This is a genomic window from Pseudomonas sp. NFACC43 (assembly GCF_900119645.1).
Lineage (GTDB): Bacteria > Pseudomonadota > Gammaproteobacteria > Pseudomonadales > Pseudomonadaceae > Aquipseudomonas.
Map to the genome: position 1 here is coordinate 266,310 of NZ_FPKK01000008.1, position 23,883 is coordinate 290,192.

General features: G+C 63.3%; 22 protein-coding genes. 8 read left to right on the forward strand and 14 right to left on the reverse strand.

Translation table 11 applies throughout. The annotated features are described in order from the left end of the window. The first annotated feature begins 3 nt into the window (after nt 1-3). The 5 genes from BT179_RS16215 to BT179_RS16240 are packed head-to-tail and all read left to right on the forward strand — an operon-like array spanning nt 4 to nt 5,472. Nucleotides 4-1,119, forward strand: a complete 1,116-nt coding sequence (locus tag BT179_RS16215; RefSeq protein ID WP_072431252.1) for a DUF2169 family type VI secretion system accessory protein — start codon at nt 4-6, stop codon at nt 1,117-1,119. Further along, entirely contained in the window at nt 1,116-2,153 is a 1,038-nt protein-coding gene (locus BT179_RS16220; protein ID WP_072431253.1) for a beta-ketoacyl synthase N-terminal-like domain-containing protein, read from the forward strand. Before BT179_RS16215 ends, BT179_RS16220 begins: the two co-directional genes overlap by 4 nt. Then, nucleotides 2,153-3,235, forward strand: coding sequence for a PAAR-like domain-containing protein (locus BT179_RS26310; protein ID WP_083526348.1), 1,083 nt, complete (start codon nt 2,153-2,155; stop codon nt 3,233-3,235). The genes BT179_RS16220 and BT179_RS26310 overlap by 1 nt, the downstream gene beginning before the upstream one ends. A 10-nt stretch (nt 3,236-3,245) precedes the next feature. Further along, nucleotides 3,246-4,154, forward strand: coding sequence for a WD40/YVTN/BNR-like repeat-containing protein (locus BT179_RS16235; RefSeq protein WP_072431254.1), 909 nt, complete (start codon nt 3,246-3,248; stop codon nt 4,152-4,154). 34 nt (nt 4,155-4,188) lie between these two features. Next, a complete protein-coding gene (locus tag BT179_RS16240; RefSeq protein ID WP_072431255.1) occupies nt 4,189-5,472 on the forward strand; it encodes a TIGR02270 family protein in 1,284 nt (427 codons plus the stop codon). On the opposite strand, the gene BT179_RS16245 is transcribed toward BT179_RS16240, so the two are convergent. The 3 genes from BT179_RS16245 to BT179_RS16255 form a co-directional block, all read right to left on the reverse strand. Further along, complete coding sequence (locus BT179_RS16245; protein ID WP_072431256.1) at nt 5,467-6,465, reverse strand: saccharopine dehydrogenase; 999 nt, start codon at nt 6,463-6,465, stop codon at nt 5,467-5,469. The two genes, BT179_RS16240 and BT179_RS16245, sit on opposite strands and share 6 nt — an antisense overlap. 21 nt (nt 6,466-6,486) lie before the next feature. After that, on the reverse strand, nt 6,487-6,912 hold the full coding sequence (locus BT179_RS16250) for a DUF1810 domain-containing protein (protein WP_072391811.1): 426 nt from the start codon (nt 6,910-6,912) through the stop codon (nt 6,487-6,489). Between the two features lie 94 nt (nt 6,913-7,006). Beyond that, nucleotides 7,007-7,921 (reverse strand): LysR substrate-binding domain-containing protein, encoded by a 915-nt coding sequence (locus BT179_RS16255; protein WP_072391807.1) that lies wholly within the window; start codon nt 7,919-7,921, stop codon nt 7,007-7,009. A gap of 137 nt (nt 7,922-8,058) precedes the next feature. Here BT179_RS16255 and BT179_RS16260 point away from each other — a divergent pair, with 137 nt between their 5' ends. After that, nucleotides 8,059-8,625, forward strand: coding sequence for a type 1 glutamine amidotransferase domain-containing protein (locus tag BT179_RS16260; protein WP_072391804.1), 567 nt, complete (start codon nt 8,059-8,061; stop codon nt 8,623-8,625). 62 nt (nt 8,626-8,687) lie between these two features. Further along, the gene (locus BT179_RS16265) at nt 8,688-9,443 is read left to right on the forward strand and encodes an SDR family NAD(P)-dependent oxidoreductase (RefSeq protein WP_072391801.1); all 756 of its coding nucleotides are present in this window, start codon (nt 8,688-8,690) and stop codon (nt 9,441-9,443) included. A gap of 109 nt (nt 9,444-9,552) precedes the next feature. Here BT179_RS16265 and BT179_RS16270 read toward each other — a convergent pair whose 3' ends face one another. From BT179_RS16270 to BT179_RS16285, 4 genes are all read right to left on the reverse strand, one after another. After that, on the reverse strand, nt 9,553-10,245 hold the full coding sequence (locus BT179_RS16270; RefSeq protein ID WP_072431257.1) for a type 1 glutamine amidotransferase domain-containing protein: 693 nt from the start codon (nt 10,243-10,245) through the stop codon (nt 9,553-9,555). A 121-nt stretch (nt 10,246-10,366) separates the two neighbouring features. After that, the gene (locus BT179_RS16275; protein WP_072431258.1) at nt 10,367-11,620 is read right to left on the reverse strand and encodes an OprD family porin; all 1,254 of its coding nucleotides are present in this window, start codon (nt 11,618-11,620) and stop codon (nt 10,367-10,369) included. Between the two features lie 93 nt (nt 11,621-11,713). After that, on the reverse strand, nt 11,714-13,018 hold the full coding sequence (locus BT179_RS16280; protein WP_072431259.1) for a CitMHS family transporter: 1,305 nt from the start codon (nt 13,016-13,018) through the stop codon (nt 11,714-11,716). Nucleotides 13,019-13,230: 212 nt separating this feature from the next. After that, nucleotides 13,231-14,313: a 4-oxalomesaconate tautomerase gene (locus BT179_RS16285; RefSeq protein WP_072431260.1), complete on the reverse strand. Its 1,083-nt coding sequence runs from the start codon at nt 14,311-14,313 to the stop codon at nt 13,231-13,233. 167 nt (nt 14,314-14,480) lie between these two features. On the opposite strand from BT179_RS16285, the gene BT179_RS16290 reads away from it, so the two are divergent. Further along, nucleotides 14,481-15,371, forward strand: a complete 891-nt coding sequence (locus BT179_RS16290) for a LysR family transcriptional regulator (protein ID WP_072391787.1) — start codon at nt 14,481-14,483, stop codon at nt 15,369-15,371. A gap of 40 nt (nt 15,372-15,411) precedes the next feature. Here BT179_RS16290 and BT179_RS16295 read toward each other — a convergent pair whose 3' ends face one another. The 7 genes from BT179_RS16295 to BT179_RS16325 all read right to left on the reverse strand — a co-directional run bounded on the left by BT179_RS16295 (nt 15,412) and on the right by BT179_RS16325 (nt 23,880). Continuing rightward, complete coding sequence (locus BT179_RS16295) at nt 15,412-16,563, reverse strand: TIGR03364 family FAD-dependent oxidoreductase (RefSeq protein WP_072431261.1); 1,152 nt, start codon at nt 16,561-16,563, stop codon at nt 15,412-15,414. Between the two features lie 78 nt (nt 16,564-16,641). Next, entirely contained in the window at nt 16,642-17,661 is a 1,020-nt protein-coding gene (locus BT179_RS16300) for a putative 2-aminoethylphosphonate ABC transporter substrate-binding protein (protein WP_072391781.1), read from the reverse strand. A gap of 50 nt (nt 17,662-17,711) precedes the next feature. Then, nucleotides 17,712-18,539 (reverse strand): phosphonoacetaldehyde hydrolase, encoded by an 828-nt coding sequence (phnX, locus tag BT179_RS16305; protein ID WP_072431262.1) that lies wholly within the window; start codon nt 18,537-18,539, stop codon nt 17,712-17,714. Nucleotides 18,540-18,556: 17 nt separating this feature from the next. Then, nucleotides 18,557-20,266, reverse strand: a complete 1,710-nt coding sequence (locus BT179_RS16310; RefSeq protein ID WP_083526347.1) for a putative 2-aminoethylphosphonate ABC transporter permease subunit — start codon at nt 20,264-20,266, stop codon at nt 18,557-18,559. After that, a complete protein-coding gene (locus BT179_RS16315) occupies nt 20,266-21,306 on the reverse strand; it encodes a putative 2-aminoethylphosphonate ABC transporter ATP-binding protein (RefSeq protein ID WP_072391776.1) in 1,041 nt (346 codons plus the stop codon). The genes BT179_RS16310 and BT179_RS16315 overlap by 1 nt, the downstream gene beginning before the upstream one ends. Nucleotides 21,307-21,426: 120 nt before the next feature. Beyond that, nucleotides 21,427-22,290: a LysR family transcriptional regulator gene (locus BT179_RS16320; RefSeq protein ID WP_072391773.1), complete on the reverse strand. Its 864-nt coding sequence runs from the start codon at nt 22,288-22,290 to the stop codon at nt 21,427-21,429. A 147-nt stretch (nt 22,291-22,437) separates the two neighbouring features. Further along, on the reverse strand, nt 22,438-23,880 hold the full coding sequence (locus BT179_RS16325) for an aldehyde dehydrogenase family protein (RefSeq protein WP_072431263.1): 1,443 nt from the start codon (nt 23,878-23,880) through the stop codon (nt 22,438-22,440). Nucleotides 23,881-23,883: the final 3 nt, after the last annotated feature.

A 23,883-nucleotide genomic window follows, 5' to 3' on the forward strand; every position in this document is an offset into this window, starting at 1 on the left:
CCCATGGAATTGCTCAACGCCAGCAAACTGGCTGCTGCCTATACCCTGGGCATGGGGAGCGACGGTCGCGAATCCCTGGTCGTGGTGGCCAAGGGCACTTTCAACCTGCCACTGGATGGCCGCGTCGCGTCCCTGGCGGATGCCCAGCAGCCGCTGTTGATGGCCGATACCTTCCTGGGCGAGCCGGGGCTCAGCGCGCCGCTGCAGGAGATGGACTTCGCCCCGGTCAAGCCATGCTGCGATGTGCTGGTGCGCGGCAAGGCCTATGCACCCGCAGGCCGGCCCGTGACACAGTTGACCGCAGGCATTCGCATCGGCCGGGTCAGCAAGGCTTTTTCCGTGCTCGGTCCTCGGCAATGGCAGCAGGGAATAATGGGCGTTGCCCCAGGCGCGCCGCAGCCCTTTGTCGAGCAGGACATCTCCTACGCCCAGGCCTTCGGTGGTGCCCACCCCACGCTGAACGCCCCCGAAATGCTGCGTTGCTATCCGCACAACCCGAGCGGTTGCGGTTGGTACCCCAGCGATATCGACAGTACTGGTATCGTCGCAAGACCGATGCCGAACACCGAGGAACTGGGCAAGCCGATCGACAGCCCCTCGGGGGACTTCCGGCCCATGGCCCTCGGCCCCATCGGGCGTAGCTGGCCGCAGCGGGTCCGTTTCGCCGGTACCTATGACGACGCCTGGTTGGCGGACTGCTTTCCGTTCCTGCCAGAGGATTTCGACAATCGCTACTTCCAGGCCGCCCCCGAGGACCAGCAGGCCGACTATCTGCGTGGCGGCGAAGATGTGCTGCTGCTCAATCTCACGCCTCAGGAACGCGCAGGCTTTCGCATTCCCGAGATGGATGTGCCGGTCACCTTCTTCCTGAAAAAAGGCGGTCACGAGACGGTGCGCGGGGTGATCGATACCCTGCTGATCGACACGAACGCTCGCCAGGTGCAGTTGACCTGGCGTGTATCCCGGCCCCTGCGGCGCAATCTGTTCGAGATCGCCCAGGTGCTGGTCGGAACGATGCCTGCGGGCTGGTGGCGCGCCCGGGAGCTGGGCAAGGATTATTACCCATCGCTCCGCTCCCTGGTCAAAACCAGGCGGGCTTTCGAGGAGACAGACGGATGAGCGCGCTGTGCATCATCGGTTCGGGCATGGTCAGCGCGGTCGGCCTCAGCGCACCGGCGAGCTGCGCGGCGATCCGTTGCGCCATCGACAACTTCCAGGAGACCCGCTTTATCGACCGTGGTGGCGAGTGGCTGATCGCCGCCGGCGTGATGTTGGAGCAGCCCTGGCGGGGTCGCGCCAAGCTGATCAAGATGGCCGCCCGCGCCATCGCCGAGGCATTGCAGAGCGCTCCCGGCATCGATCCGCAGCAGACGCCCCTGCTACTGGGCCTGGCGGAAGCCGAGCGCCCGGGTCGCCTCGATGGCCTGGACAACAGCTTGCTGCAAGCCATCGAGGCCGAGCTGGGCCTGCGCTTTCATCCTGACTCCTGCATCATCGCCCGTGGCCGGGTCAGCGGTGCCGTGGCCCTGCTCGATGCGCGCACGCTGATCTACCAGGGGGGGCATCGCTATGTACTCGTCGCCGGGGTGGATTCTTTTCTCGCCGCACCGACCCTGGACGCCTTCGAAGACCGCCAGCGCCTGCTCACCAGCCAGAACTCCAATGGTTTCATCCCTGGTGAAGGCGCCGCCGCTGTGGTGTTGACACGCCCTGTCGCCAGCACAGAGCCGCAATTGACTTGCATCGGCCTGGGGTTCGGGATGGAAAAGGCCACGGTGGAGGCCGAAGACATGCCCCTGCGCGCCGAAGGCCTGAGTCAAGCCATACGCGCGGCCCTGGGCGAAGCCGGCTGTGGGCTGGAACAGATGGATTATCGGCTCACCGACATCTCCGGAGAACAGTACTACTTCAAGGAGGCCTCTCTTGCCTTGGGCCGTACCCTGCGGGTGCGCAAGGAGCACTTCCATCTCTGGCATCCGGCCGACTGCATCGGCGAAGTCGGCGCCGCCATCGGCCCGGCCATGCTCGCCGTGGCCCTGGCCGCCAGCCGCAAGGGATACGGCGATGGCCCGAATATCTTCTGCCATCTGGGCAACGACGCCGGCGAACGTGCTGTCGCCCTGCTCAGTTACCAGACAACGAGGGCTGCCTGATGGCGAACGAGGTCTACGCCAACAATATGGAAATATCCTGCAAGGCGGCGGACGGCAAGTCGGTGGCCTGCTTCCCGGACGTCTGTTTCACCCCGCCGCAAACCGCCGCCACTCCACTGGGGGTGCCTATCCCCTACCCCAACACCGGCTTGGCCAAGGACACCACCCGGGGCTCGCGAACGGTGAAGATCAGCGGCAAGGAAGTCATGCTCAAGGACAAGAGCTACTTCAAGACCAGTTACGGGGACGAGGCTGGAAATGCGCCGAAGAAAGGCATCATCACCAATAAAATCAAGGGAAAGGTGTATTTCACTGCCTGGTCGATGAATGTGAAGTTCGAGGGCGAGAACGTCGTCCGGAACATGGACCTGACCACCCATAACCACGGCTCGACGGCCAACACGCTGGCGTGGCCGTACCTGGACGCGGTAGCCATGGCGGACCCCGAGAATCCGTGCGTCAAGTCCGGCACCGTGAAGAAAATCAAGGCGGCCTGCCCTCCGCCGGCCAAGTCATTGTCGCGCGGTGCCATCCCCGGCCCAGCCGACAACACAAGCCCGGAATGCTGTGAAGCACGCAAGTGCATGCTGGTGCCAAACTCGCCAAAGACCCGTTGTTCGAAATGTGGCGGGAAGACACCCCACCACCCGGTGCCGGTGGCAGACCTGTCGACTCCCCGGCCGATCAACCCCAAGACCGGCAAACTGAAAGTGCGCGGGGACGCCTTCGTTCCTACCTACGATCACAACAAAGCTCCCTGCGTCTGCGTGGAAGGCGCCGACCACAACTCCCGTGAGGGGCCGACCGAAAAGCTCATGCAACATGGTCGTATCGGTCGCGGCTACGTGGTCAAGCGCGATGCGATGTTGGGCGGGGCCGATGACTTCACCTACGCACAGATCAGCGACCTCGCAGCCCAGGCGGTCGCCGATGAGACTGGCTGCGACAAAGACTGCCTGAAGGCCCAGATCGACAAGGGGCACCAGGATCTGGGCGTAGGCCCGGAATCAGGCATGCGCAGGGGCGAAGTTCGCGCACCAGCCCTCGAGAAGAAGCCGAAGAATCCGGCCCCAATGATATAGAGAGCCCATCATGGATAATGAAGACTCGCTGTTTTTTACCTGCGGCCTGGTCATCAAGGCGGGCACGATCGTCGTGCCTGGGCAGTACAACTCCCTGCCGGACGAGCAAATGTCCAGGGTCGCCTTCTGCTTCGATGGAAACTGGGTCTACAACGACGTGGACGACGACGTCATAGGCGCCATCTGTTTCAGGCACAGTGACAGCAGCCTCTGGATGCTCGGACGCAAGGGCCACCTGCGTCATGTGAAAACCGGCTCGGCGGACTTCACACTCGCCAATGTCCGAGGGAAATTCGAAAACCAGCGGATCGAAACGGGCCGGCTTGGCGAACTGCTGTGCATCCGGGAAATCGCCAATGAGCTGTATATCTGCGGTCAGTCGTCCCAGGTCTACCGTCATTCGAACGGTGGCTGGGTCGGCATCAGCCCGCCGGGAGCGAAGATAGCCTCCCCCACCCTGGAAAGCCTGGATGGCCTGTCGTCCGATGATATTTATGCCGTCGGCGAAAAGGGCCTCATCATGCATTACGACGGGGCACGCTGGAGCACCCTGGACTCTGCGACCAATCGCCCGCTGTCACGGGTCCTGTGCAAGAGCGCAGAGGAGGTTTACGCCTGCGGGAACGATGGCGTGCTGCTGGTGGGCAACCGAAATCAGTGGCAGGTACTCGATACGGAACGAACCATGAATTTCTGGGACATGGCGCTGTACGACGGGCAGTTGTACATCGCCCACGTGCATGGCCTCGTTCGATATGACGGAAAAGACTTCTTCGATGTCGACACCGGCCTCCTCCCCGCGCCCGGCGCCCACAAGCTCGATGTCGGTGACGGGCTGCTTTACTCCTTTGGAGTCGACGACATTCTCAAGTTCGATGGCAGCCGGTGGGAGCGCGTGATATGCCCGCACAACACCTGAGTTCGCCTGCGGCCATCGCGGCGATGCAGTGTTCATGAGCGACTCGCTGTCTCTGGTGATCGAGCAACATGCTGAAGAAGCCAGCTTCCTTGCTGTCCTGCGCGACGATGCCTCGCGCGCGCCGCACTACGATCTGGATCACCTTGGCAAACTCGACAGCCGCCTTGACGCCCACCTCGATGGCTTGCGCATCGCAGGGCCACCTGGGCTGGAAACGCTGCTGATGCAACTCGGCCCAGACACCCTCGGCGAGATGTTCGCCAGTGTGGTGCTGGCCTTCGAGTCGGCCAATGGCAAAATGTTGTCACGGCTCAGCGAACACCTGCGCAATGCCGCAGAAACGGAGCGCGGTTATCTGATGGCCCTGGGGTGGCTCGATTGGCAGCGGCTCTCACCCTGGATCGACCGCATGCTCGCTGCGCCTGAGCCGCTGTTTCGTCGACTCGGCCTGGCGGCCTGCGGCATGCATCGTCAGGACCCTGGCCCTGCGCTGCTGGGCGGCCTTCGCGACCCTGACCCAAGCGTGATGGCCCGGGCTGCCCGCTCCGCCGGCGAGCTGCGCCGGCGTGACCTGCTGGCCGAGATCCGCGCCCATTGCCGACACCCGGATGCGACCACGGGTTTCTGGGCCTGCTGGGCCGCCGCCCAGATGGGTGATCGGCAGGCCCTGGAGCCGCTGCGCCAGTTCGCCGAGCAACCGAGCTTTTTTCAGTACCGCGCCCTCTGCGTGTTGTTGGCGTGGCAAGAACGCGAGTCCAGCATCGCCGGGATACGCCAGTGGGTGCAGGATCCCCGGCTTCGACGTGTCGGCATCCAGGCCCTTGGGCTGCTGGGCGATCCGGTCTGCATCCCCTGGCTGATGGAACAGATGCGCGATTTGCCGTTCGCCCGTGTCGCCGGCGAAGCCTTCAGCCTGATCACTGGAGCCGACCTGGCATTGCTCGATCTGGAATTGAAGGACCTGCCGGATTTCGATGCCGGTCCGAACGATAATCCACAGGATCCGAACGTCGCCATGGACCCAGATGAAAATCTGCCCTGGCCCGATCCGCGGTCAATCGAACGCTGGTGGCAGACCCACGGCGGACAGTTCCAGTCGGGAACTCGCTACATGCTCGGACTGGTCCACAGCGAAGCCGCCTTCGGGCAGGTGCTGGTCAGGGGCCAACAGCGCCAGCGCATCGCCGCCGCCTGTGGTCTGGCACGCTTTCGGCCGGATGAAGCGCTTTTTCCCACCAGCGCCCCGGCCTGGCGGCAAAAGCGCTTGCTGGGCATGAAGCAGGCATCCGGCCCGCAGGTTTGGCCCGGTCACCTATAGTTTGCGCAACTCGCCGCCCTCCTTCTCCAAACGGGCCAGGTACGCGTCGGCATCCAGCAACTGATAGGGAAAGTAGAGCCCTGGCGGCGTTGGCGGTTGGCCGTCCAAGCCGAGCAGCCGCTCCAGGGTCATTGCGACGCTGAGGCCGGTCAGCGGTGCTGCGCCTGCCGGGTGCACGACGGCATGACGGGTGCGCAGTGGTTTACCCACCAGGTCCTCGCCAGACAGTTCGATGATGATCTCGGTGGACTTCGGCCGGCCCTGGCGTCGAGTCGAGCTCACCCCGGTGCCCATGTTGAACTGCACATTGGGGGCGCCCGTGGCCGCCCCCAGGCCGACGACATCGATGGACGAGAAACCGGAGGCCTGGATTGGCGTACCATCCACCGCGTGAAAGCTGACCCTGGCGTCCTCGCCTTCGCGCCAGACATAGACGCCATCGCGCCGTGTCAGCGCGGCCGGCAGCATTTTATTCAGGTGCTCGAAGTCGGTGGCGACAGTCGGGCCTCCGGTGTCCTGCTCATCCACCAGCGCGTGGAGGCTGATGTCCTGGACCCGGCTGAAGGCCCGGGCAATGCGCAGCGTCGCCACCGTCGTCGCCCCTGCCATCCATTCGTAGCCGAGGACAATGGGCGAGGCCTCGGGTGTGTGCATGTACGTCGCGATTTCCGGCGCGATCTCGAAGACACCGGAAGAAATGCTGAGGTGCGGCACCCGGCATTTCTGCGCATAACGCAGTCCCGCCAGGGCGTGGTCCATGTAGAAGATCACGACGGCGCTGACCTGGCGCTCACCGAGGCCCAGGTCCTGGGCGCGGGAATCGATCACCACTCCCTGCGCCCCGCCAATTTCCTCTGCGGTGCGCTGGGCCTTGGCAAGATCGCGGCCGCCAATCAGCAGCGGCACGTCCGGGTAAGCGGCGCGCAGCGCCCGGGCAGTCTGATGACCAATGGCGCCAGAGCCGCCCATGAACAAGATTGGATCAAGTGACATCGTATGCTCTCCTTTTCGGGGTCAGTCACCCAATAGCAGAAGCGTCTTGGGGTCGGGTTCGCCGCAATAGAACTGATCGAGGGCTCGCTGGTACACAGGGGAATCGGGCTGGGCATGGACGAACAGTGTGAGGCAGGAGCGAAACTTCAGGTCGTCGGGCGAGCCGAACAGCTGCCCGGCGCTTATATCACGGTGCTCCAGGACAGTGTTCACACACTGCTCCAGCCGGGGGCCTAGTACCTCGTGCTGCAGATATGCGCGTGCTTCGGCAAGGCCGGAGATGGCGAACCGAGCTGCCATCGCGGAACGACCCAGGCCTTGCAGTTGAGGAAAGATGAACCACATCCAGTGACTCGTTTTGCGCCCGGCGCGCAGTTCATCCATGACACGACTGAACACAGGGCGCTGGGCTTCGACGAACCGGGACAGGTCAAAGGTGTCGTGCATGCTCGTTGTGCCTCCATCGGTGAACGCGCCTGATCGGCTTCTTGACACCAGGCGCTGTCTGAACGACCTGCGCGGTTGGCCAGGCGAGCAGCGCCTAGCCGTCGGACCGACGCCGACTGCCGCCCGGTCCCGCGTTCTTTATTTGTTCGATATTTTCCAGAAAGGTTTTAAGGATGGGCGATGGATTATCGGTCCGGTACCCCACCGCCAGATCAATGGTCGGTCGGGTGCCCTTGAGCTGTCGGCTCACGATGGTCCAGGGAAGCAGCGGCTCGACGTACGCCGGCAGGATGGCGACGCCCCGGGTGGAGCTGATCAATGAAATGCCGGTGCCATAGTCATCCAGCCAGTAGGAAGAGCTGACCTGCACGTTGCAACTGGCGAAATATTGCGCGATGACGTCGCGCAGTACATGGGGGATCTCGGAACAGCCGATGAACGTCTCCCTGGCCAGCTCGGCAGGGTCGATATCGCCCACACTGGCCAGGCGATGGTCGTTCGGCATGATGACCAGCAGCGGCTCCTTGGCGACCACCTCGTAACGCACATCCGGGCGAGGCTCCACGCGCAGGAAACCCAGATCGACGTCGCCTCGCTGAATGGCGTCGGCCAATGAGGGCGACTGCAGGCTGATGACCTTGAATTCGATGTTGGGCAGTTCGTGGCGAAGCAAGCCGGTCACACTGGGCAACCAGTCCGCCTCCTGCCCCGTAAGGAAACCCACCGAAAACACTTTCTTCGCTGGCCGCGCCGCCCGTCGTGCAGCCGCCACCGCCTCTTGCGCATGGCTGAGGGCGAGCCTGGCCTGATCCAGGAACGCGGCGCCCGCCGGCGTCAGCTCGACCCCCCTGGCCTTGCGGACAAACAGCTCCGCGCCGACCTCCAGCTCCAGATCGCGCAATTGCCGGCTCAGGGACGGCTGCGCGGTGTGAAGGCGCTTGGTTGCCGCGGACGTCAGGTTGCCCTCCTCGGCAACGGCCACGAAATAACGAAGATGACGCAGTTCCATTCAGCGATGCCTCCGGGGCATGGGTGAGGACAGACAAAGTCTTTCTAAAAAACACTGTCGTTCTCTAAAGTCTGGGCAACGGAGCGAGATCCCTCGCCCGTCGAAAAAAACGCCAGTCACGCAAGGGGAAGAAGATCATGACACCCACTCATCCACCCCGGGTCCTGATGATTGCAGCCAAGGGCTTCGAAGATTCGGAGCTTTTCGATGTCCGTACCGCGCTCGCTGACGCCGGCGCGCAAGTCTACCTTGCCTCGATCGATAAAGAGCCGATCAAGGGTGTGGTCTGGGACGCCGCCACCGGTGTGTCCGCGCCCTCTGCTCAATCGATCACGCCTGACAAGACCTTGGAACAGGTCTCGGTGGACGACTATGAAGCGCTGGTGCTTCCAGGTGGCCTGGTCAACCCGGACATTTTGCGGACGATCCCGGCGGCCGTGGAAATCGTGCAGCAATTCATGGGGCGAAACAAGGTCGTTGCGGCCCTCTGCCATGCTCCCTGGCTATTGGTGGAGGCTGACGTCCTGCGGGGCCGGACGTTGACCGGCTGGCGATCCATCCGGCGCGACCTGCTCAACGCTGGCGCAACGGTGGTGGATCAGGAGGTGGTGGTGGACGGCAACCTGATTTCCAGTCGCATGCCGTCCGACATCCCGGCGTTCTCCAATGCCATCAAGCACGCGCTGGGCCTTGTCGCCGCATGACTGACGGTGACTGGCTCAACGTTCTCTCTACGATTGATTCAACAGCCCAAGAGGATAACTCCATGAACAAGATCGCACTGGTGACCGGAGCCAGCCGTGGCCTGGGGCGCAATGCCGCGCTTGCCATCGCCCGAAAGGGACATGACGTGGTCGTCACCTACCGCACCGGCGAGGCCGAAGCTCGCCAGGTCGTCGCAGAAATCGAACGCCTCGGGCAGGCGGCCATTGCGCTGAAACTCGACGTCGGTGACGTGTCCAGCTTTGCTGCGTTCGCCACCGCGCTGTCCAGTGCACTGCATGAAGTCTGGGGTCGAGCCGATTTCGACTTTCTCATCAATAATGCGGGGCACGGCGCCATGGCGGCGTTTGCAGAAACCACCGAACAACAGTTCGACGATCTCTTCAACGTTCATGTCAAAGGCGTGTTCTTCCTGACCCAGGCGCTCTTGCCGCTGATCAGGGACGGCGGGCGTATCGTCAACTATTCATCGGGCCTGACGCGAGTGTCCTTTCCAGGCTTTTCAGCCTATGCCGCGGCCAAGGGGGCGGTCGAAATCCTCACTGTGTACCTGGCCAGGGAACTGGGCAGCCGAGGGATCGCCGTGAACACCGTCGCCCCTGGCGCTATCGCCACCGACTTCCTCGGCGGCGCCGTGCGCGACATGCCCGATCTCAATGCGCAGTTCGCCGGGATGACGGCGCTCGGTCGGGTAGGTGTCCCGGACGACATCGGCCCGATGGTCGCCAGCCTGCTGGCCGAGGATAACCGTTGGGTCACGGGGCAGCGTATCGAGGTGTCCGGCGGGCAGGTCATCTGATACCAGGCGTGGGCAGCGTGTCCTGCTGGCCATACTGCCCTCACCTACGATCGCGGCCGGCCGCGTGAGTCGCAACCGGCGGTGCCCGTTTTCGTCCGGCAGTCCTGGCTCAGGCCGTCTGTTCCTGCGTCAAGCGCTTGAGCAGCGCCTGGGCCGCGGCTTCGGAGGACGCGGGGTTCTGGCCGGTGATCAGGTGCCCATCCTCGACGATATGGCTGGCCCAATCCGCAGCCTTGATATAGTCCCCTCCCTTGGCCTTGAGCATGTCTTCCACCAGGAACGGCACCACCTGTGTCAGCCCCACCGCCTCCTCTTCGGAGTTGGTGAACCCGGTGACTTTCTTACCCTCCACTACAGGCCGGCCGTCCGGTGCGTTGACGTTCTTGAATACCCCAGGCGCGTGGCAGACCGCCGCGATGGGTTTGTTCGATGCATAGAACGCTTCGAGGAGGGTCTTGGAGTCGCTGTCCTCGGCCAGGTCCCACAGCGGTCCATGGCCTCCTGGATAGAACACCGCGTCGAAGTCGTAAGGGTCCACCTCCCCCAACGGCACCGTGTTGGCCAAGGCCGCCTGGGCCTTGGTATCCGCATCGAAGCGACGGGTGGCATCGGTTTGGGCATCCTCTTCATTGCTCTTGGGGTCCAGCGGCGGCTGCCCGCCCTTGGGAGAAGCAAGCGTGACCGCAGCGTTGGCATCGACGAACACGTAGTACGGAGCGGCGAACTCTTCCAGCCAGAAGCCGGTCTTCTTGCCGGTGTCGCCCAACTGATCGTGAGATGTGAGGACCATCAGAATGTTCATGTGAATCCAGCCTCCGGGTCTGAACGGGCGAACGGTGTCCACCCTGCATTACTCTCAGAGGCTGTGTCGCGGCAGACGTTCAAGCGGATGTAGCGAACGCCCCTTCGCTTGCGTCACCGTCCTACCAGAGCGCGACGTCATAGGTGAAGTAGATGCGGTTGCTGTCCCGCCCCCGTGAAAAATCCGAACGGTAGACATAATTGCGCAGCTTCAGGCCCAACCCCTTGAAGCTGCCTTGCTGGACGACATAAGCGATTTCGGCATCCCGTTCCCATTCCCTTACGGCACTGCCGGACTTGCCGTCGCTGCCGCTGAGGTAGCGGCTGGAAAATGTCAGGCCAGGCACGCCAAGACGGGCAAAGTCATAGCCATAGCCGGCCATCCAGGTCTTCTCGTCTTCTTCGATGAACTTGCCAATGCCGACATTGCTGAAGGAATAGACTGTGGCGCCGCTGATATATGGCAAGCCGGCTTCGCCGCTGAGCTTCTGGTAGCCGGCGCTGAACGTATGACCGACCACGGCGTAGGACAGCTGGCCGCTGAACATATCGTTGTCGATCCTGCCGCTGTAGGCCGAACCTGAGTCGACGCTGTTGAAATAGCGCAGGTCGCTGGTCAGCACCCCGGCGCCCAGTGCCAGGTCATGCTGGATACCGGCGTAGTTCTGTCGATAGAAGTTCTCGAGCTCACCGAAGAAATAGCTCAAGCGGATAGCCTTGCCCAGCTTGTAATCGGCGCCGGCATAGCTGAAGTCGCCAGCCTCGTTGCCGCTGTAGCCGTCAGGCACGATCGGCATGCTGTTGGCGGAGTCCCGCAGCTTGAAACGCTCAAGATGGCCGGCAGTGAGCGCAAGATTGTCGATGTCGGTGCTGTTGATCTGCGTGCCCTGGTAAGTCTGGGGCAACAGTCGTGCATCGTTGTAGACCAGTACCGGGGTCTTGGGCAGCAAGGTGCCGTACTTGATCGTGGTCCTGGCAATCCGGGCCTTGGCGGTCATGCCCGCGCTGGCGAACTCATCGGCGGCACGACCATCGTCATGCACCGGCAGCAGGCCGCTGCCACTGCGCCCGCGTCCCGAGTCGAGCCTGACCCCGAGCAGCCCCAGGGCATCGACGCCAAAACCGACGAAACCCGGCGTGAACCCGGACTGGTAATCCAGCAGGAAGCCTTGGGCCCACTCGGTGCGCTCGCTCTTGGCCGTGCGCGCCGCTCGCGGACTCAGGCCCTGCTCGTCGCGAAAATTCTCGTTGAAATAGACGTTGCGCAGCTGCAGCTTCAGCTTGCTGTCGTCGATGAAACCTTCGGCGTTGGCCGCGGCCAACGGCATCAGGCCGAGCATGGGAAGCAAAGCCCCACGGGTGGCAAAAATGGTCATATCAAGCTTCTCGTTGTTGTTATTGGACGTGCAGCCCGGCGCACACCTCGACGGCGAGGTGTGCCAGGCAGGAAGGCGCAAGGGTCGGGTCGATCAGGAAAACAGTGTCAACGCCCCGGTCAGCAGGGCCAGCGCGGTAATCACCAGGGAAGTCAGCACGGCCCACTTGACGGTGGCTTTCTGGAAATCCCCCAGGTCGCGATCGACCATGCCCACCAACAACAGGGTCGAAGCCACCAGCGGACTCATCAGGTGCACCGGCTGACCGAGGATGGAGGCCCGTGCGATTTCCACCGGATCGATCCCGTAGGCCGCCGCGGCGTTGGCCAGGATCGGCACCACGCCGAAGTAATAGGCATCGTTGGACAGGACGAAGGTCAGCGGCATGCTGGTGATCGCAACCACCAGCGGGAACAGATGTCCCAAGGATGGCGGGATCCAGTCGACCAGGGTCTGCGCCAGCGCGTCGACCATTTTTGTCCCGGAAAAAATCCCGGCGAAGATGCCTGCGGCAAACACCAGCAGCACCACCGTCATGGCATTGCCCGAGTGGGCAAGAATGCGTTCTTTCTGAATATCCAGTTGCGGATAGTTGATCATCAGCGCCAGGACGAAACCGATCAGGAACAGGATCGCCGAATGCATGAGCCCCATCACCAGGGCGACCATCACCGCGATCACCAGCAGCAGGTTGACGTAGGCCAGTTTCGGACGCTTGTGCGGGGTGTCTTCGATGATCGCCTTGATATAGCAATCCCCACCACCGCTCTGCAACTGGACGTTACCGATGCGCTTGCGCTCGGCGCGGCCCAGCACAAAGGCCGTGAACACCACCCACATGGCCCCGCCGATCATGGTCGGCAACAGCGGTACGAAATAGTCGCCGGCATCCAGGCCCAGGGCCGCGATCGCGCGGGTCGCCGGCCCGCCCCAGGGCGTCATGCCGCTCATGATGCTCAACGAAAGCATCGCCACGGTCGCCAGGATCATGGGGTTCATGCCGATACGCTTGTACAGGGGCAGCATGGCGGCGCAGGTAATCATGTAGGTCGTCGTGCCGTCACCGTCCAGTGCCACCACCAGCGACAGCAGTGCCGTACCCACGGCGATTTTCATCGGATCGCCATTGACGCGCTTGAGGATCTTGCGGATCAACGGATCGAACAGGCCGGCGTCGATCATCAGGCCAAAGAACAGGATCGCGAAAAGCAACAGCGCAGCCGAAGGAGCGACCATCTTCAAGCCGTCCAGCATCATCTTGCCGGTGGTCCCGCCAAAGCCGCCGATGACCGCAAAGACGATTGGCACCACCGTCAAGGCCACGATGGGCGACAGCCGTTTGGTCATTATCAGGAAGGTGAAGACCACCACCATGGCCAAGCCAAGTAAAGCGAGCATATGTCAGATCTCTTGTTGTTATTCAGTAGCCTTACCAACATCCGGGCGCACGGCTCCAACCTGCCAGGCAATAGGCTGAGTGTGCCTGGCAGAGGTCATTCATGTCGTCCCGCCCTGATATTGAATTTGCCGTGCCCGGCTAGGTGTGTTGCGCGACTTTCATGGCATCACCCATTCTTGCAATTGTGCTGATGCAACGACCCGGCAGCCGGCTAACCCGCCAGCCGGTGCGAAGCCTTGGCGTAGACGAAACCGGAAAAGAGCCGGCGTGCGGTACGCACCACCGAGGCGCGGATGGTCTCCCCGTGTTCGCCGACGTAGGACAGAACGACATCGATCGCACCGCTCGGGTGCTCGATGCGAACCCGCTGCAAGCGAGGCTCGCCTGGGCCGCCGGTCAGTCGTGCGGCGACGCTGCCTTCGGTTACACACGCGGTGGCAAGGCCGATGGAGCCTGTGATCGCCAGCGCCCGATGACAGTTGTGTGGCATGAAATAACGCACCTGCAGTGTCCCGCCGGAGCTGGCTGGCGACACCAGGACCGGCTTGGGAATCACCTTGTCGCTGACGTCCCCCAGGCCCATGGCCAGGCCGGCCTTGAGCCGCAGGGATTCAAGGCGCTGCAGGAAGTCGTGGTCGGCATCCAGTTCGGCGGGGCTTTCGTCGCCGCGCTTGCCGAGCTGGCTGGCCTCGACGATCACCATGGGCATCGCCATATCGATGCAGGTCACCGGGATGCCGTCGATCAGGTCCAGCACCTGGCCGGTGGGAAACAGTTTGCCCGTCTTGCTGCCGGCCGCATCCAGGAATGTCAGTTGCACTGGCGCGGCGGTGCCCGGTACGCCATCGATGGCCGTGTCGCCTTCATAGCTGACCTTGCCCCCAGGGGTCTGCACCTCGGAAACGACGAAAGTCCCGGTATTGAGGTTGCGAATGCGCACCCGAGTCAGGTCGCCACCGGCCTTGACCAACCCTTGTTCGATGGCAAAGGGACCCACCGCACAGAGCATGTTGCCGCAGTTGGGCGCGGTGTCGACCCGACGCTGGGAAACCATCACCTGGACGAACAGGTAATCGACGTCCGCCTCGGGGTGCAGCGAGGGGCTGACGATCGCCACCTTGCTGGTTTGCGGGCTGCCCCCCCCGATGCCGTCGATCTCCAGTTCATGGCCGGAACCCATCAGGTCGAGCAGCAGCTCGTCACGCTCGGTGACGGAGGCCGGCAGATCCCAGGCGAGAAAGACCGGTCCTTTGGAGGTACCGCCGCGCATGAGCACACAAGGAATACGTTGCATGAACACTAACTCTTGTTGATCAATCTGGATAATTGATGTTCTGGAGGCAAGAGTGGCAGGGTTTAAAAAGTGTTTCCAATGCAAAGATCGGCGCGTTTATTGCGTTTTACAGATGAATAGCCGTAGGATGATTTGCACGACACGTCGCGAGCTTGAGTGGAACCTGCATGGAATATGAACTTCAGGACATACGATCTTTCGTCAAGATCGCCGAACTTGGCAGCTTTCACGAAGCAGCCGATGCACTGCACCTGTCACAGCCGGCGCTGAGCCGACGGATGAAAAAACTCGAGGAAGGGTTGGGGACGGCTTTGCTGGATCGCACCACCCGCAAGGTCAGCCTGACCAGTGTCGGCCGTGATTTCCTGCCCAAGGCGCGGCGCCTGCTGGACGATTTCGACGATTCGATCCTCAACATCCGCGAGTTGGCGCAGCGGCAGATCGGCCGGGTGACCCTGGCGTGCATCCCAACGGCCGCCTTCTACTTCCTGCCCTCGGTGATCCGCCTGTACAACGAGCGTTATCCGAAGATCCGCATACGCCTGCTGGACCTGAGTGCCAACGAAGGTTTGGAGGCGGTCCTGCGCGGCGAAGCCGACTTCGGCATCAACATGATGAGCGGCCAGCACCCGGACATCGAATTCGTGTCGCTGGTCAACGAACCCTTCGTCCTGGCGTGCCGCCGCGATCATGAACTGGCAGGACGCAACGCCGTCACCTGGTCGGAACTGAGCGACTACCGACTGATCGGCGTGGGACGACTGAGCGGTAACCGGATGCTGCTCGATCATGCCTTGTCGGGCCTGAGCTGGCGCCCCCAGTGGTTTTACGAAGTACAACACCTGTCCACGTCGCTGGGGTTGGTCGAGGCTGGCCTTGGCGTGTCGGCGATGCCCAGCCTGGCGATGCCGGCCGGAGACCACCCGACACTGGTCAGCGTACCGCTGGTGGAGCCGGTGGTGAACCGCTCACTGGGGCTGGTCTATCGACGCGGCGCGTCACTGTCCCCTGCCGCCGAGAAATTCGTCTCGATTCTGCTCGAGCAGTGGCCACAGTGAGCCTCGTGCGGGGCGCTGATGCGCCCCGCCGGAACCGCATTCAGCTGGATACGGGCCACGCCCCCTCCCCCAGCAACGCCGCAACGGTCCGCTCGCCCAGGCCGAGCCCCACGCTCATGCCCAGGCCGGTGTGCATCAACACGGCGGTTACACCGTCGGCGGCAGGCAACACACTGAACGGGCCTGGGCCGCGAGCACCATAGACGCCCTGCCAGCGCTCCAATACTTGCAGGCGTCCACCCAGGGTGTGCTCCGCCAGGTCGATCAGCAGGTTATCCACGTCCTCTTGGTTGAATGGCGCGGCATCTGTGCCGTAGTCGTGAGAATCGCCGATGATCAACTCGCCATGGGGTGTAGGGCTGATCAACAGATGGATGCCATGCTTTTCCAGTTGCGGGTAATCACGCTGGATTTCCCGGCGGATCGCATCGGCCTCGGGCAGGTCGCTGAAGGCGCCGTAGTGCACGCAACTCAGTCCCGTGAGCACCGCGTGGCGCAGATCCAGAGGCTGCGCCAGGCGCGCCCGCAACATCTGCAAACGACAGACTGACGGTCTCAACGCAGCCATCTGCTCGGCCAGTAGCGTCTGATAATCGTGACCGGAGCAGACGATGATCTGGCCTGCCGAAAAGCGGCCTGCCGTGGTCAAGGCGCTGCCAGGTCCGACGTCCCGTACCAGCGTCGAGAAGTGGAATTCGACGCCCTGCCCAGCCAGGTAGTCGATGATTTGTGGCAGCGCCTGCCGGGAGAACAACTGCTGATCGTCGAGCCCATGCAGAGCCGCGCGGTGATGGACGAAGCGGCCTTGGTAGAGGTTGTCCAGGGCCGGGCCGCGCAGCAGCTCAGTGCGGTAGCCCAGTTCCTCGGCACGGCCAAGGCAGAACGCGTCCAGCATGGCCTCCTCGGCCTCGGTGCGAGCGAACACCAGTGAACCCTGTTGTCTGATCGCCAGCCCGGCCGCCCTGCCCAGCTCGGCCCAGAGCCCGTGGGACTGACGCGCGAGGTCGAGCATGGGCCCGGGAGCCTGGCCCGTGACCAGTGCCTGGCCAAAATTGCGGATGGATGCACCCAGCGGTGTATGGCTGCGTTCGAATACCCGGACCTTGAGGCCGCGACGCATGCCTGCCCAGGCATGGGCGAGGCCCAGGATGCCGGCGCCTACGATCAGCAGGTCACAGTCGTGCTGATGCATGGAAATCTCCTTGATGGGGGAAGTGGCCGCCGGGGCGGCCAGGTGAGTCACGATGGAAGGCGCGGATGAGTGCGCCGCTTACTGGCTGACCGGCTCGGACTTGCCGTCATAGCGCTTGCGCCATTCGGTCAGGATGCGATCGCGGTTCTGGGAGGCCCAGTTGAAGTCGTTCTTGATCAGGCGCTGTTCGTAGTCGGCCGGCAGTTCCTGGAACCGTTCGGCGATACCTGGCTGGGCCAGTACGGCAAAGTTGGCCTTGTACAGGTCCATGGCTTCGCGGCTGGCAGCAAAGTCCGCGAGTTTCCTCGCGGCGTCCAGATGCCGGGTGCCCTTGATGATCGCGCTTGCCTCGATCTCCCAACCCAGGCCTTCCTTGGGCAGTACGATGGCCAGCGGCGCCCCCTTGCGCTTGAGCTGCACCGCCGGATACTCGAAGGAAATACCGATGGGAAACTCCCCCGCCGCGGCCTGCTTGCAAGGCTTGGAACCGGAATGAGTGTATTGGCCGATGTTCTGGTGCAACCGGTCCATGTAGGCCCATCCACCGTCTTCGCCAAAGGTCTGCAGCCAGGCGCTGACGTCCAGGTAGCCGGTACCTGAGGACGCCGGGTTGGGCATGACGATCTTGCCCTTGTAGACCGGGTCGGTCAGGTCTTCCCATCTGGTCGGCTTCGGCAGCCCCTGTTTTTCGGCTTCGATGGTGTTGAAGCAGATGCTCGCGGCCCACACATCCATGCCCACCCAGGACGGTGGATTGTCGCTGTCACGATAATGGGCACCGATCTTGTCCAGGCTGGCCGGTGCGTAGGCTTCGAGCATGCCCTGCTGCTTGAGGATGGCCAGGCTGGAGCCCGCCAGTCCCCAGACGGCATCCGCCTGGGGACGGTCTTTTTCGGCCAGCAGCTTGGCGGTGACGACCCCGGTGGAGTCACGTACCCACTTGATGCGGATATCCGGGTGCTGTTTCTCGAATGCCTGCTGGTAGGGCTTGAGTTGTTCGACTTCCAGCGCGCTGTAGACCGTCAGCTCGGTGGCGGCCTGTGCATGCAGGGCGCCGGCGGCGAGCAGGCCGGCGGCAAGGGCGATGCGCTTGAACATGGTGTGGTTCCTGTGGGTGAAGGATGGGCGAGCGAACAGGGAAAACAGCTTCAGCAGCCTTGCGGACTTTCACCGCGAGCCAAGCGCGCGTTGATGGCGTCGACGACCGGTGGCAGGTCGGCCAGAGTGTCGATCAGGTAATGGGGGCGGCTGCTGGCGAACAAGTCATCGATCCGTTGACGCTCGGCCTCCAGCCGCTCATTGGGCAACGCCTGGTATTGCGCCCAGGTGAGGCCCAGGAAGTTACCGGAGAAACGCAGTGCCACCGTCCACATGCCGGCGCAGCGCCCTTCGAGAATGCCAGGTTCGGTGTCGTCGACCTTGACGCAGGCGGCCACGTCGTCGAGCCCCAGGGCAATCACATTGGCCAGCGCCTGGGCCGGACTCGGGCGGCCCTTGGGCACTTCGTCGGTGGCGACGACGTGGTCCGGTCGATAGCCGGCCGCAGCCGCCAGTTCGACCACCTGCTGCATGACCCCCTTGGGATAGCCAGAACAACTGCCTATCTTCAGGCCGCGTTCACGCAGGCTCGCTACGGTCGCCAGGGCGCCGGGAATCGGCGCGCTGTGCTCGGCGACCCTGGCGATCTGCAGGGGCATGAAGCGCTCGTAGATGGCCGTCACGTCGGCATCGCTCGGCCGGCGCCCGAAACGCTTCTCGAAGCGCTCGGCCACAGCAGGCTGGTCGCACAGGGTGCGGATGTGATCCCACTTGCCCATGCCCATGGGACCACGGGCTTCAGCCAGGCTGACGGCGATGTCGAATTCGGCGAATGCCTCGACGAAAATCCGCGTCGGAGCGAAGGAGCCGAAATCGACCACGGTTCCCGCCCAGTCGAGAATGACGGCCTGGAGACGATCAGGGTGTTGGTAGTGCATGGCAGTACTCCGCGAGATCAGAGGCCCGGCGCCGCGCGCCAGGCCTGGGAGCGGCGCGACAGACCACGCGAAGCCCAGGCCAGCAGGAGCGACACGCTGGCACAGGTGAGAAGAATGAGGGTCGACATGGCGGCGGCACCGCCGACGTTGCCAGCATCGTCCATGTTCAGCACGGCGACGGATGCCACCATGCTGTCCGGGCTATAGAGGAAGATCACCGCCGATACGGTGGTCATCGCCGAAACGAACAGATAGCGGACGATGTCCAGCAGCGCCGGCAGGCAGATGGGCACCGTCACGCGCAGGAAATGTCGCAGCAGCGGTACCTTGAGCGACAGCGCGGCGGACTCGAATTCAGCATCGAGCTGACGCAACGCGGTGGCGGCAGTCATCTGCGCCGTGGTCAGGAAATGCGCCACGGTGCATACCACCAGCAACCCCAGGTTGCCGTAGAGCCCATGCAAGGGATTGGCCGGCAGGTTGAAAAAGAATACATAACCCAGCCCGAGCACCAGGCCGGGTACGGCCATGGGAATGAAGCACAGCAGGCGCAGCACTTGCGTCAACGGATTCTGCCGAGTCTTTTCCAGGAGGTAGCTGCCGGTGAAAATCGCCACGCTGCCGAACAACGCTGTCGCGGTGGCCAGCACCAGGCTGTTGCGATAGGCCAGCCAACCGCCGGGAAGATCGGAGAACACGTAATTGTCCAGCGATAGCGACAGGTCGTAAGGCCAGAATTTCACCAGCGACGAATACACCGCCATGCCGAACACACCGAGCAGCAGCGTGCCGACCAGCGCGACCAGCAGCAGAAAGGCGCCATCGCGTCCACTGCGCGGTTGCGGATGATAAACCTGGGCGCGACCACTCATGGCGTCGCGCTGGCGGCGGCGCAGCCAGGAGTCGACGGCGAAGCTGAACAGCGCCGGCAGGAGCAGGAACAACCCAATCAGGGCGCCGCGGCCGAATTGCTGTTGACCCAGTACCGCCTTGTAGGCTTCCAACGCCAGCACCTGGTAATCGCCACCGACCACCACGGGCACGCCGAAGTCGGTGATGCACAGGGTGAACACCAGGCATCCTGCGGCGAATGCCCCCTGGCGGCTGCCGGGCCAGGTGATGCTGCGAAAGGCCCGCCACGGCGACGCCCCCATGCTGGACGCTGCGTCGAACAGTCGTGCGTCCGCCAGCGCGAGGGCGCTGAGCAACACCATCAGGGCATGGGGGAACGTGTAGATGACCTGCCCCAGCACGATGCCCCAGAAACCGTAGAGACTGCCCGGCATCCAGTCACGGAGCATGCCCTGGTTGCCGAACAGGTAGATCAGCGCGATCCCTGGCAACATCGAAGGCGCCAGGAGTGGAAGCAACGATAGGCCGCGCCACAGTTTCTTGCCCGGCAGGCAGGTACGCAGCAAGCCATAGGCGAAACCATAGGCCAGCGGCAACACGATCATCACCACGGTCAGCGCGCTGGTCAGGCTGTTGCCCAGCAACCAGCGAAAGTGGGCGCTGCGATACAGTTGCGCCGCAGCCGCAAGGCCACCGCCTTGCGTCGGGTCGCCCGCCAGGCCTCGCCAAAGAATGGCCAGCAGCGGCAGCAATACGGCCAGCACCAGCAGCGCCAGCATCACCCATCGGCCACCCAGCACGAATAGCCGGTCGGCCAGGTCCGTCGAACGCCGCGGGGATTTCACCCCCTGCTCCATCATCGCCACCTGTTCCATCAGGCGAACACCTGCAGGCTGCTCGGCGGCAAGGCCACGCGTATCTGCTGGCCGTGCAAATGCGGCAGCGCTTCAGGAGACATTTCCGCCAGCAAGGCGTGGCCCGGCAGGTCCTCCAGCTCGAAGCTCAGGCGACAGCGATTGCCCAGGAAGGTGAGTTCGCGCATGCGCGCCGGGAACAGGTTGTCCTGCTCGAATCGAGGGTTGACCCGTATCGCCTCGGGCCGGCAGAACAGGCGTCCGTCTCCACCGGGCCCGGTATCCGGCAAACGCATGCTCAGGCCACCGACACGGGCATGCTGGCCGTCACGCTGGAACGGCAACCAGTTGCCCTGGCCGACGAATTCGGCCACGAAAGGCGTCGCGGGCGTGTTGTAGACGGCCTGGGGAGTGGCGTACTGCTCGATCCGCCCCTGGTTCATCACCGCGATGCGGTCGGCCATCAGCATGGCCTCTTCCTGATTGTGGGTGACCATCAGGGTGGTGATGCCAAGCCGGCGTTGCAGGGCACGCAGCTCGCCGCACAGATGCTCGCGCACCTGGGCATCGAGGGCCGACATCGGCTCATCGAGCAGCAGCAGCGAGGGACCCGGCGCCAGTGCGCGGGCCAATGCCACGCGTTGCTGCTGTCCGCCTGAAAGTTGTGCGGGGTATTTGTGCCCACTGCCCCCCAGGCTGACCAACTCGAGCATTTCATCGACCCGGCGGCGCACCTCATCGCGCCCACGGCCAGACAGGCCATAAGCGATGTTCTGAATGACCGTCAGGTTGGGGAACAGCGCGTAGGACTGGAACAGAATGCCGTAGTCACGCGCCTGTGGCGGTAGCGTCGAGACGTCTCGCGCGGCGAAATGCAGGCTGCCCTGCCCCTGGCGCTCCAGGCCGGCGATACAGCGCAGCAGTGTGGTCTTGCCGCAGCCGGACGGCCCGAGCAGACAGACCAGTTCGCCGGCCTTGACCTCCAGCGATACGCCGTCCAGCGCCTTGAAAGTGCCGAAGCCCTTGTGAATGTCGCGCAGTTGCAAGTCGACGGTAGCCATGCCAGGAATCTCGTTTGGAATCGAACGAGGGTCATCTTGGGTCCGGCTTGCGAAGGCTTTATGGCAGTTGGGCAAAAGTTGCCGATAGTGATATCGGCGTTTTTTGTGACGACGCCCTGGTCAGGCCTCGGTCGACTCCCGGGCGATGGCCAGGAAAGCCGCCGGCAGGCGTGCTTGGCGGCGTTCTCGCAGGCAATAGAGATACTCAGGAATGAGAGGCGCGTCATCCAGGGCAATCACCCGCAGCTCCTGATTGTCCGGAACCTCATGGCGGGCGATGACACTGATGCCGATATTGCGCAGCACCGCCTCGCGTATCGACTCGCGGCTGCCGATTTCCAGCAGCGGCCCCTGCGCGACTGCGGCCTTGCGCAGCATCTGCTCGGTGAGCTGGCGGGTGGTCGAGCCCACTTCGCGCATCAACAGGCAGTGCCCGGCCAGGGCCGAGGGCGGCAATCGTGTGTGCTTGGCCAGCGGATGGCTGCGGTGCACGGCCAGCACCAGAGGGTCCTCGCCCAGCAACAGACGGGTGAAGCGCGGGTCTTCCTCCAACTGCGAGGATGCGGCCACGTCAACGCGATACTCTTCCAGCGCCTCGATCACCTGGAGCGAGTTGCCTATGTCCATGGTCACCTGGATCTGCGGCATGCGCTCGCGAAAGCGCCTGACCAGATCAAGCATGTAGTAAGGCGCGGTCGCGGCGATGCGCAAGGTACCCTGCAGCTGGCCGCAGTTATGCAGGTAGAACTCGATATCGGCTTCCTGCTGCAGCAGCGCCTGGACCATGGGCAACAGGCGCGCGCCATCCTCGCTCAGGGTGAACCGTCGGCCGCCGCGGTAGAACAGCTCGACCCCATACTGTGCTTCCAGGTTGCGAATCTGGGTGGTGACGGTGGGCTGGCTGAGGCCGAGCTTTTTCGCTGCATGGGTAATGCTGCCCAGGCGGGCGACCATATGGAAGGACTTGAGCTCGGCAGAAAGCATCCGTTGACAGCTCCTTGGGCCAGGCAGGCATTTGGGTGACTTGAGGCACGAAGGCGAATGGTAGGCTGCCGACGTAGCGAAGGCCACCTGAGTTTTGCCCGCGAGATTGAAGGGTCATCCCGTCGCCATCAACCGAACCGGACCCGATCACATGGTCGCGCCAGGCCCGGGCTGATCCGATACGATGCTTTTGGCCTCGAGAAACGCCTCCAGGCCAAAGACCCCGAACTCCCGACCTACACCGGACTGCTTGACCCCGCCGAACGGGGCAAGCAATTCCGGTGCGATTCTGTTGATCAACACTGAGCCGGCCTGCAGTCCGGCCGCCACGTGGCGTGCGCGTTCCGGTCGCCGGGAAAACACGTAGGCCTGCAAGCCGTAGAGGCTGGCATTGGCGATTTCCACCGCCTGCTCTTGCAAGTCATAGGCGATGATCGATATCACGGGGCCAAAAATCTCCTGTTGGGCGATATCCATGTCGTTGCTGACCTCAGCAAACACCGTAGGCCTGACGAAATAGCCCCTGTCCAGGCCGACCGGCCTGCCCTCCCCGCCGATGACCAGCTTCGCCCCCTGGGCCAACCCACGGCGGATGAAACCTTGCACGCGGTCATATTGCGTCTGGCTGACCAGGGGGCCGATGAGGGTGGATGGATCCTGCGGATTGCCGACGACCATCGCTTCTACCAGGTTCTTCACCCGGTCGATGATGAGCTTGGCCTGCCTGCGCGGCACCAGTAGCCGCGTGCCGGCGACACACGCCTGGCCGTTGTTCATGAACGCGGCATTCAGTGCCAGGGGAATGGCGATGTCGAGATCGGCATCATCCAGGATGATGGACGCTGACTTCCCCGAGAGCGAGAGGCTGACGCGCTTCATCGTCTCGATGCCGGCGCGAGCGATCAGTTTGCCGGTGGCGGTGGAGCCCGTGAATGAAATTTTTGCGACCTCCGGGTTCGTGCTGATTTCTTCACCGACATCGCTGCCACGTCCCAGCAGAATGTTGAAGACGCCCTCAGGCAAACCCGCACCGTGCAACGCTTGGGCAAGCACATCGGTCTGCAGCGGGCTCAGCTCACTGGGCTTGATGACCGAAGCACAGCCAGCGGCGATGGCCGATGCCAGCTTGCTGCAAATCGTCCCTGCCGTGCTGTTCCAGGGAGCGATCAACGCCGATACGCCCACCGGCTCCATCACGACGGTGGCGTCGCCGACCGTGCGACGCAGCGCATGGTTCTCCAGCACCTGCGCCGCATTGGCGAAAGACTGGGACGCGTAACGGCTGACCCATTGGGCACGGGCAAACGGCGCGCCGTATTCCTCGATGGCCGTGTCGCGAATTTCATCCGTCTTGGCCAGCACAGCGGCCTGTAGCTGTCTGAGCATGTCGATACGCTCGGCCTTGGAGCTGCCGCGCATCGCGACCTGCGCACGGGAGGCCGCGGCGATGGCCTGCCTGGCATCATCACGATTCGCCAAGGTGACCGTACCGATGACCGCCTCGGTCGCCGGGTTGATGCATTCCACCGTTTCGTTGCCCTGGACGGGAACGAATACTCCATCAATGTAACTGTGATCGATCTCCCACATCGT

What these genes read in the sequence shown, in the direction of transcription:
- BT179_RS16215 (WP_072431252.1), top strand. Translation starts at nt 4, where the DNA reads ATGGAATTGCTCAACGCCAGCAAACTGGCTGCTGCCTATACCCTGGGC.
- BT179_RS16220 (WP_072431253.1), top strand. Translation starts at nt 1,116, where the DNA reads ATGAGCGCGCTGTGCATCATCGGTTCGGGCATGGTCAGCGCGGTCGGC.
- BT179_RS26310 (WP_083526348.1), top strand. Translation starts at nt 2,153, where the DNA reads ATGGCGAACGAGGTCTACGCCAACAATATGGAAATATCCTGCAAGGCG.
- BT179_RS16235 (WP_072431254.1), top strand. Translation starts at nt 3,246, where the DNA reads ATGGATAATGAAGACTCGCTGTTTTTTACCTGCGGCCTGGTCATCAAG.
- BT179_RS16240 (WP_072431255.1), top strand. Translation starts at nt 4,189, where the DNA reads ATGAGCGACTCGCTGTCTCTGGTGATCGAGCAACATGCTGAAGAAGCC.
- BT179_RS16245 (WP_072431256.1), bottom strand. Translation starts at nt 6,465, where the DNA reads ATGTCACTTGATCCAATCTTGTTCATGGGCGGCTCTGGCGCCATTGGT.
- BT179_RS16250 (WP_072391811.1), bottom strand. Translation starts at nt 6,912, where the DNA reads ATGCACGACACCTTTGACCTGTCCCGGTTCGTCGAAGCCCAGCGCCCT.
- BT179_RS16255 (WP_072391807.1), bottom strand. Translation starts at nt 7,921, where the DNA reads ATGGAACTGCGTCATCTTCGTTATTTCGTGGCCGTTGCCGAGGAGGGC.
- BT179_RS16260 (WP_072391804.1), top strand. Translation starts at nt 8,059, where the DNA reads ATGACACCCACTCATCCACCCCGGGTCCTGATGATTGCAGCCAAGGGC.
- BT179_RS16265 (WP_072391801.1), top strand. Translation starts at nt 8,688, where the DNA reads ATGAACAAGATCGCACTGGTGACCGGAGCCAGCCGTGGCCTGGGGCGC.
- BT179_RS16270 (WP_072431257.1), bottom strand. Translation starts at nt 10,245, where the DNA reads ATGAACATTCTGATGGTCCTCACATCTCACGATCAGTTGGGCGACACC.
- BT179_RS16275 (WP_072431258.1), bottom strand. Translation starts at nt 11,620, where the DNA reads ATGACCATTTTTGCCACCCGTGGGGCTTTGCTTCCCATGCTCGGCCTG.
- BT179_RS16280 (WP_072431259.1), bottom strand. Translation starts at nt 13,018, where the DNA reads ATGCTCGCTTTACTTGGCTTGGCCATGGTGGTGGTCTTCACCTTCCTG.
- BT179_RS16285 (WP_072431260.1), bottom strand. Translation starts at nt 14,313, where the DNA reads ATGCAACGTATTCCTTGTGTGCTCATGCGCGGCGGTACCTCCAAAGGA.
- BT179_RS16290 (WP_072391787.1), top strand. Translation starts at nt 14,481, where the DNA reads ATGGAATATGAACTTCAGGACATACGATCTTTCGTCAAGATCGCCGAA.
- BT179_RS16295 (WP_072431261.1), bottom strand. Translation starts at nt 16,563, where the DNA reads ATGCATCAGCACGACTGTGACCTGCTGATCGTAGGCGCCGGCATCCTG.
- BT179_RS16300 (WP_072391781.1), bottom strand. Translation starts at nt 17,661, where the DNA reads ATGTTCAAGCGCATCGCCCTTGCCGCCGGCCTGCTCGCCGCCGGCGCC.
- phnX (WP_072431262.1), bottom strand. Translation starts at nt 18,539, where the DNA reads ATGCACTACCAACACCCTGATCGTCTCCAGGCCGTCATTCTCGACTGG.
- BT179_RS16310 (WP_083526347.1), bottom strand. Translation starts at nt 20,266, where the DNA reads ATGGAACAGGTGGCGATGATGGAGCAGGGGGTGAAATCCCCGCGGCGT.
- BT179_RS16315 (WP_072391776.1), bottom strand. Translation starts at nt 21,306, where the DNA reads ATGGCTACCGTCGACTTGCAACTGCGCGACATTCACAAGGGCTTCGGC.
- BT179_RS16320 (WP_072391773.1), bottom strand. Translation starts at nt 22,290, where the DNA reads ATGCTTTCTGCCGAGCTCAAGTCCTTCCATATGGTCGCCCGCCTGGGC.
- BT179_RS16325 (WP_072431263.1), bottom strand. Translation starts at nt 23,880, where the DNA reads ATGTGGGAGATCGATCACAGTTACATTGATGGAGTATTCGTTCCCGTC.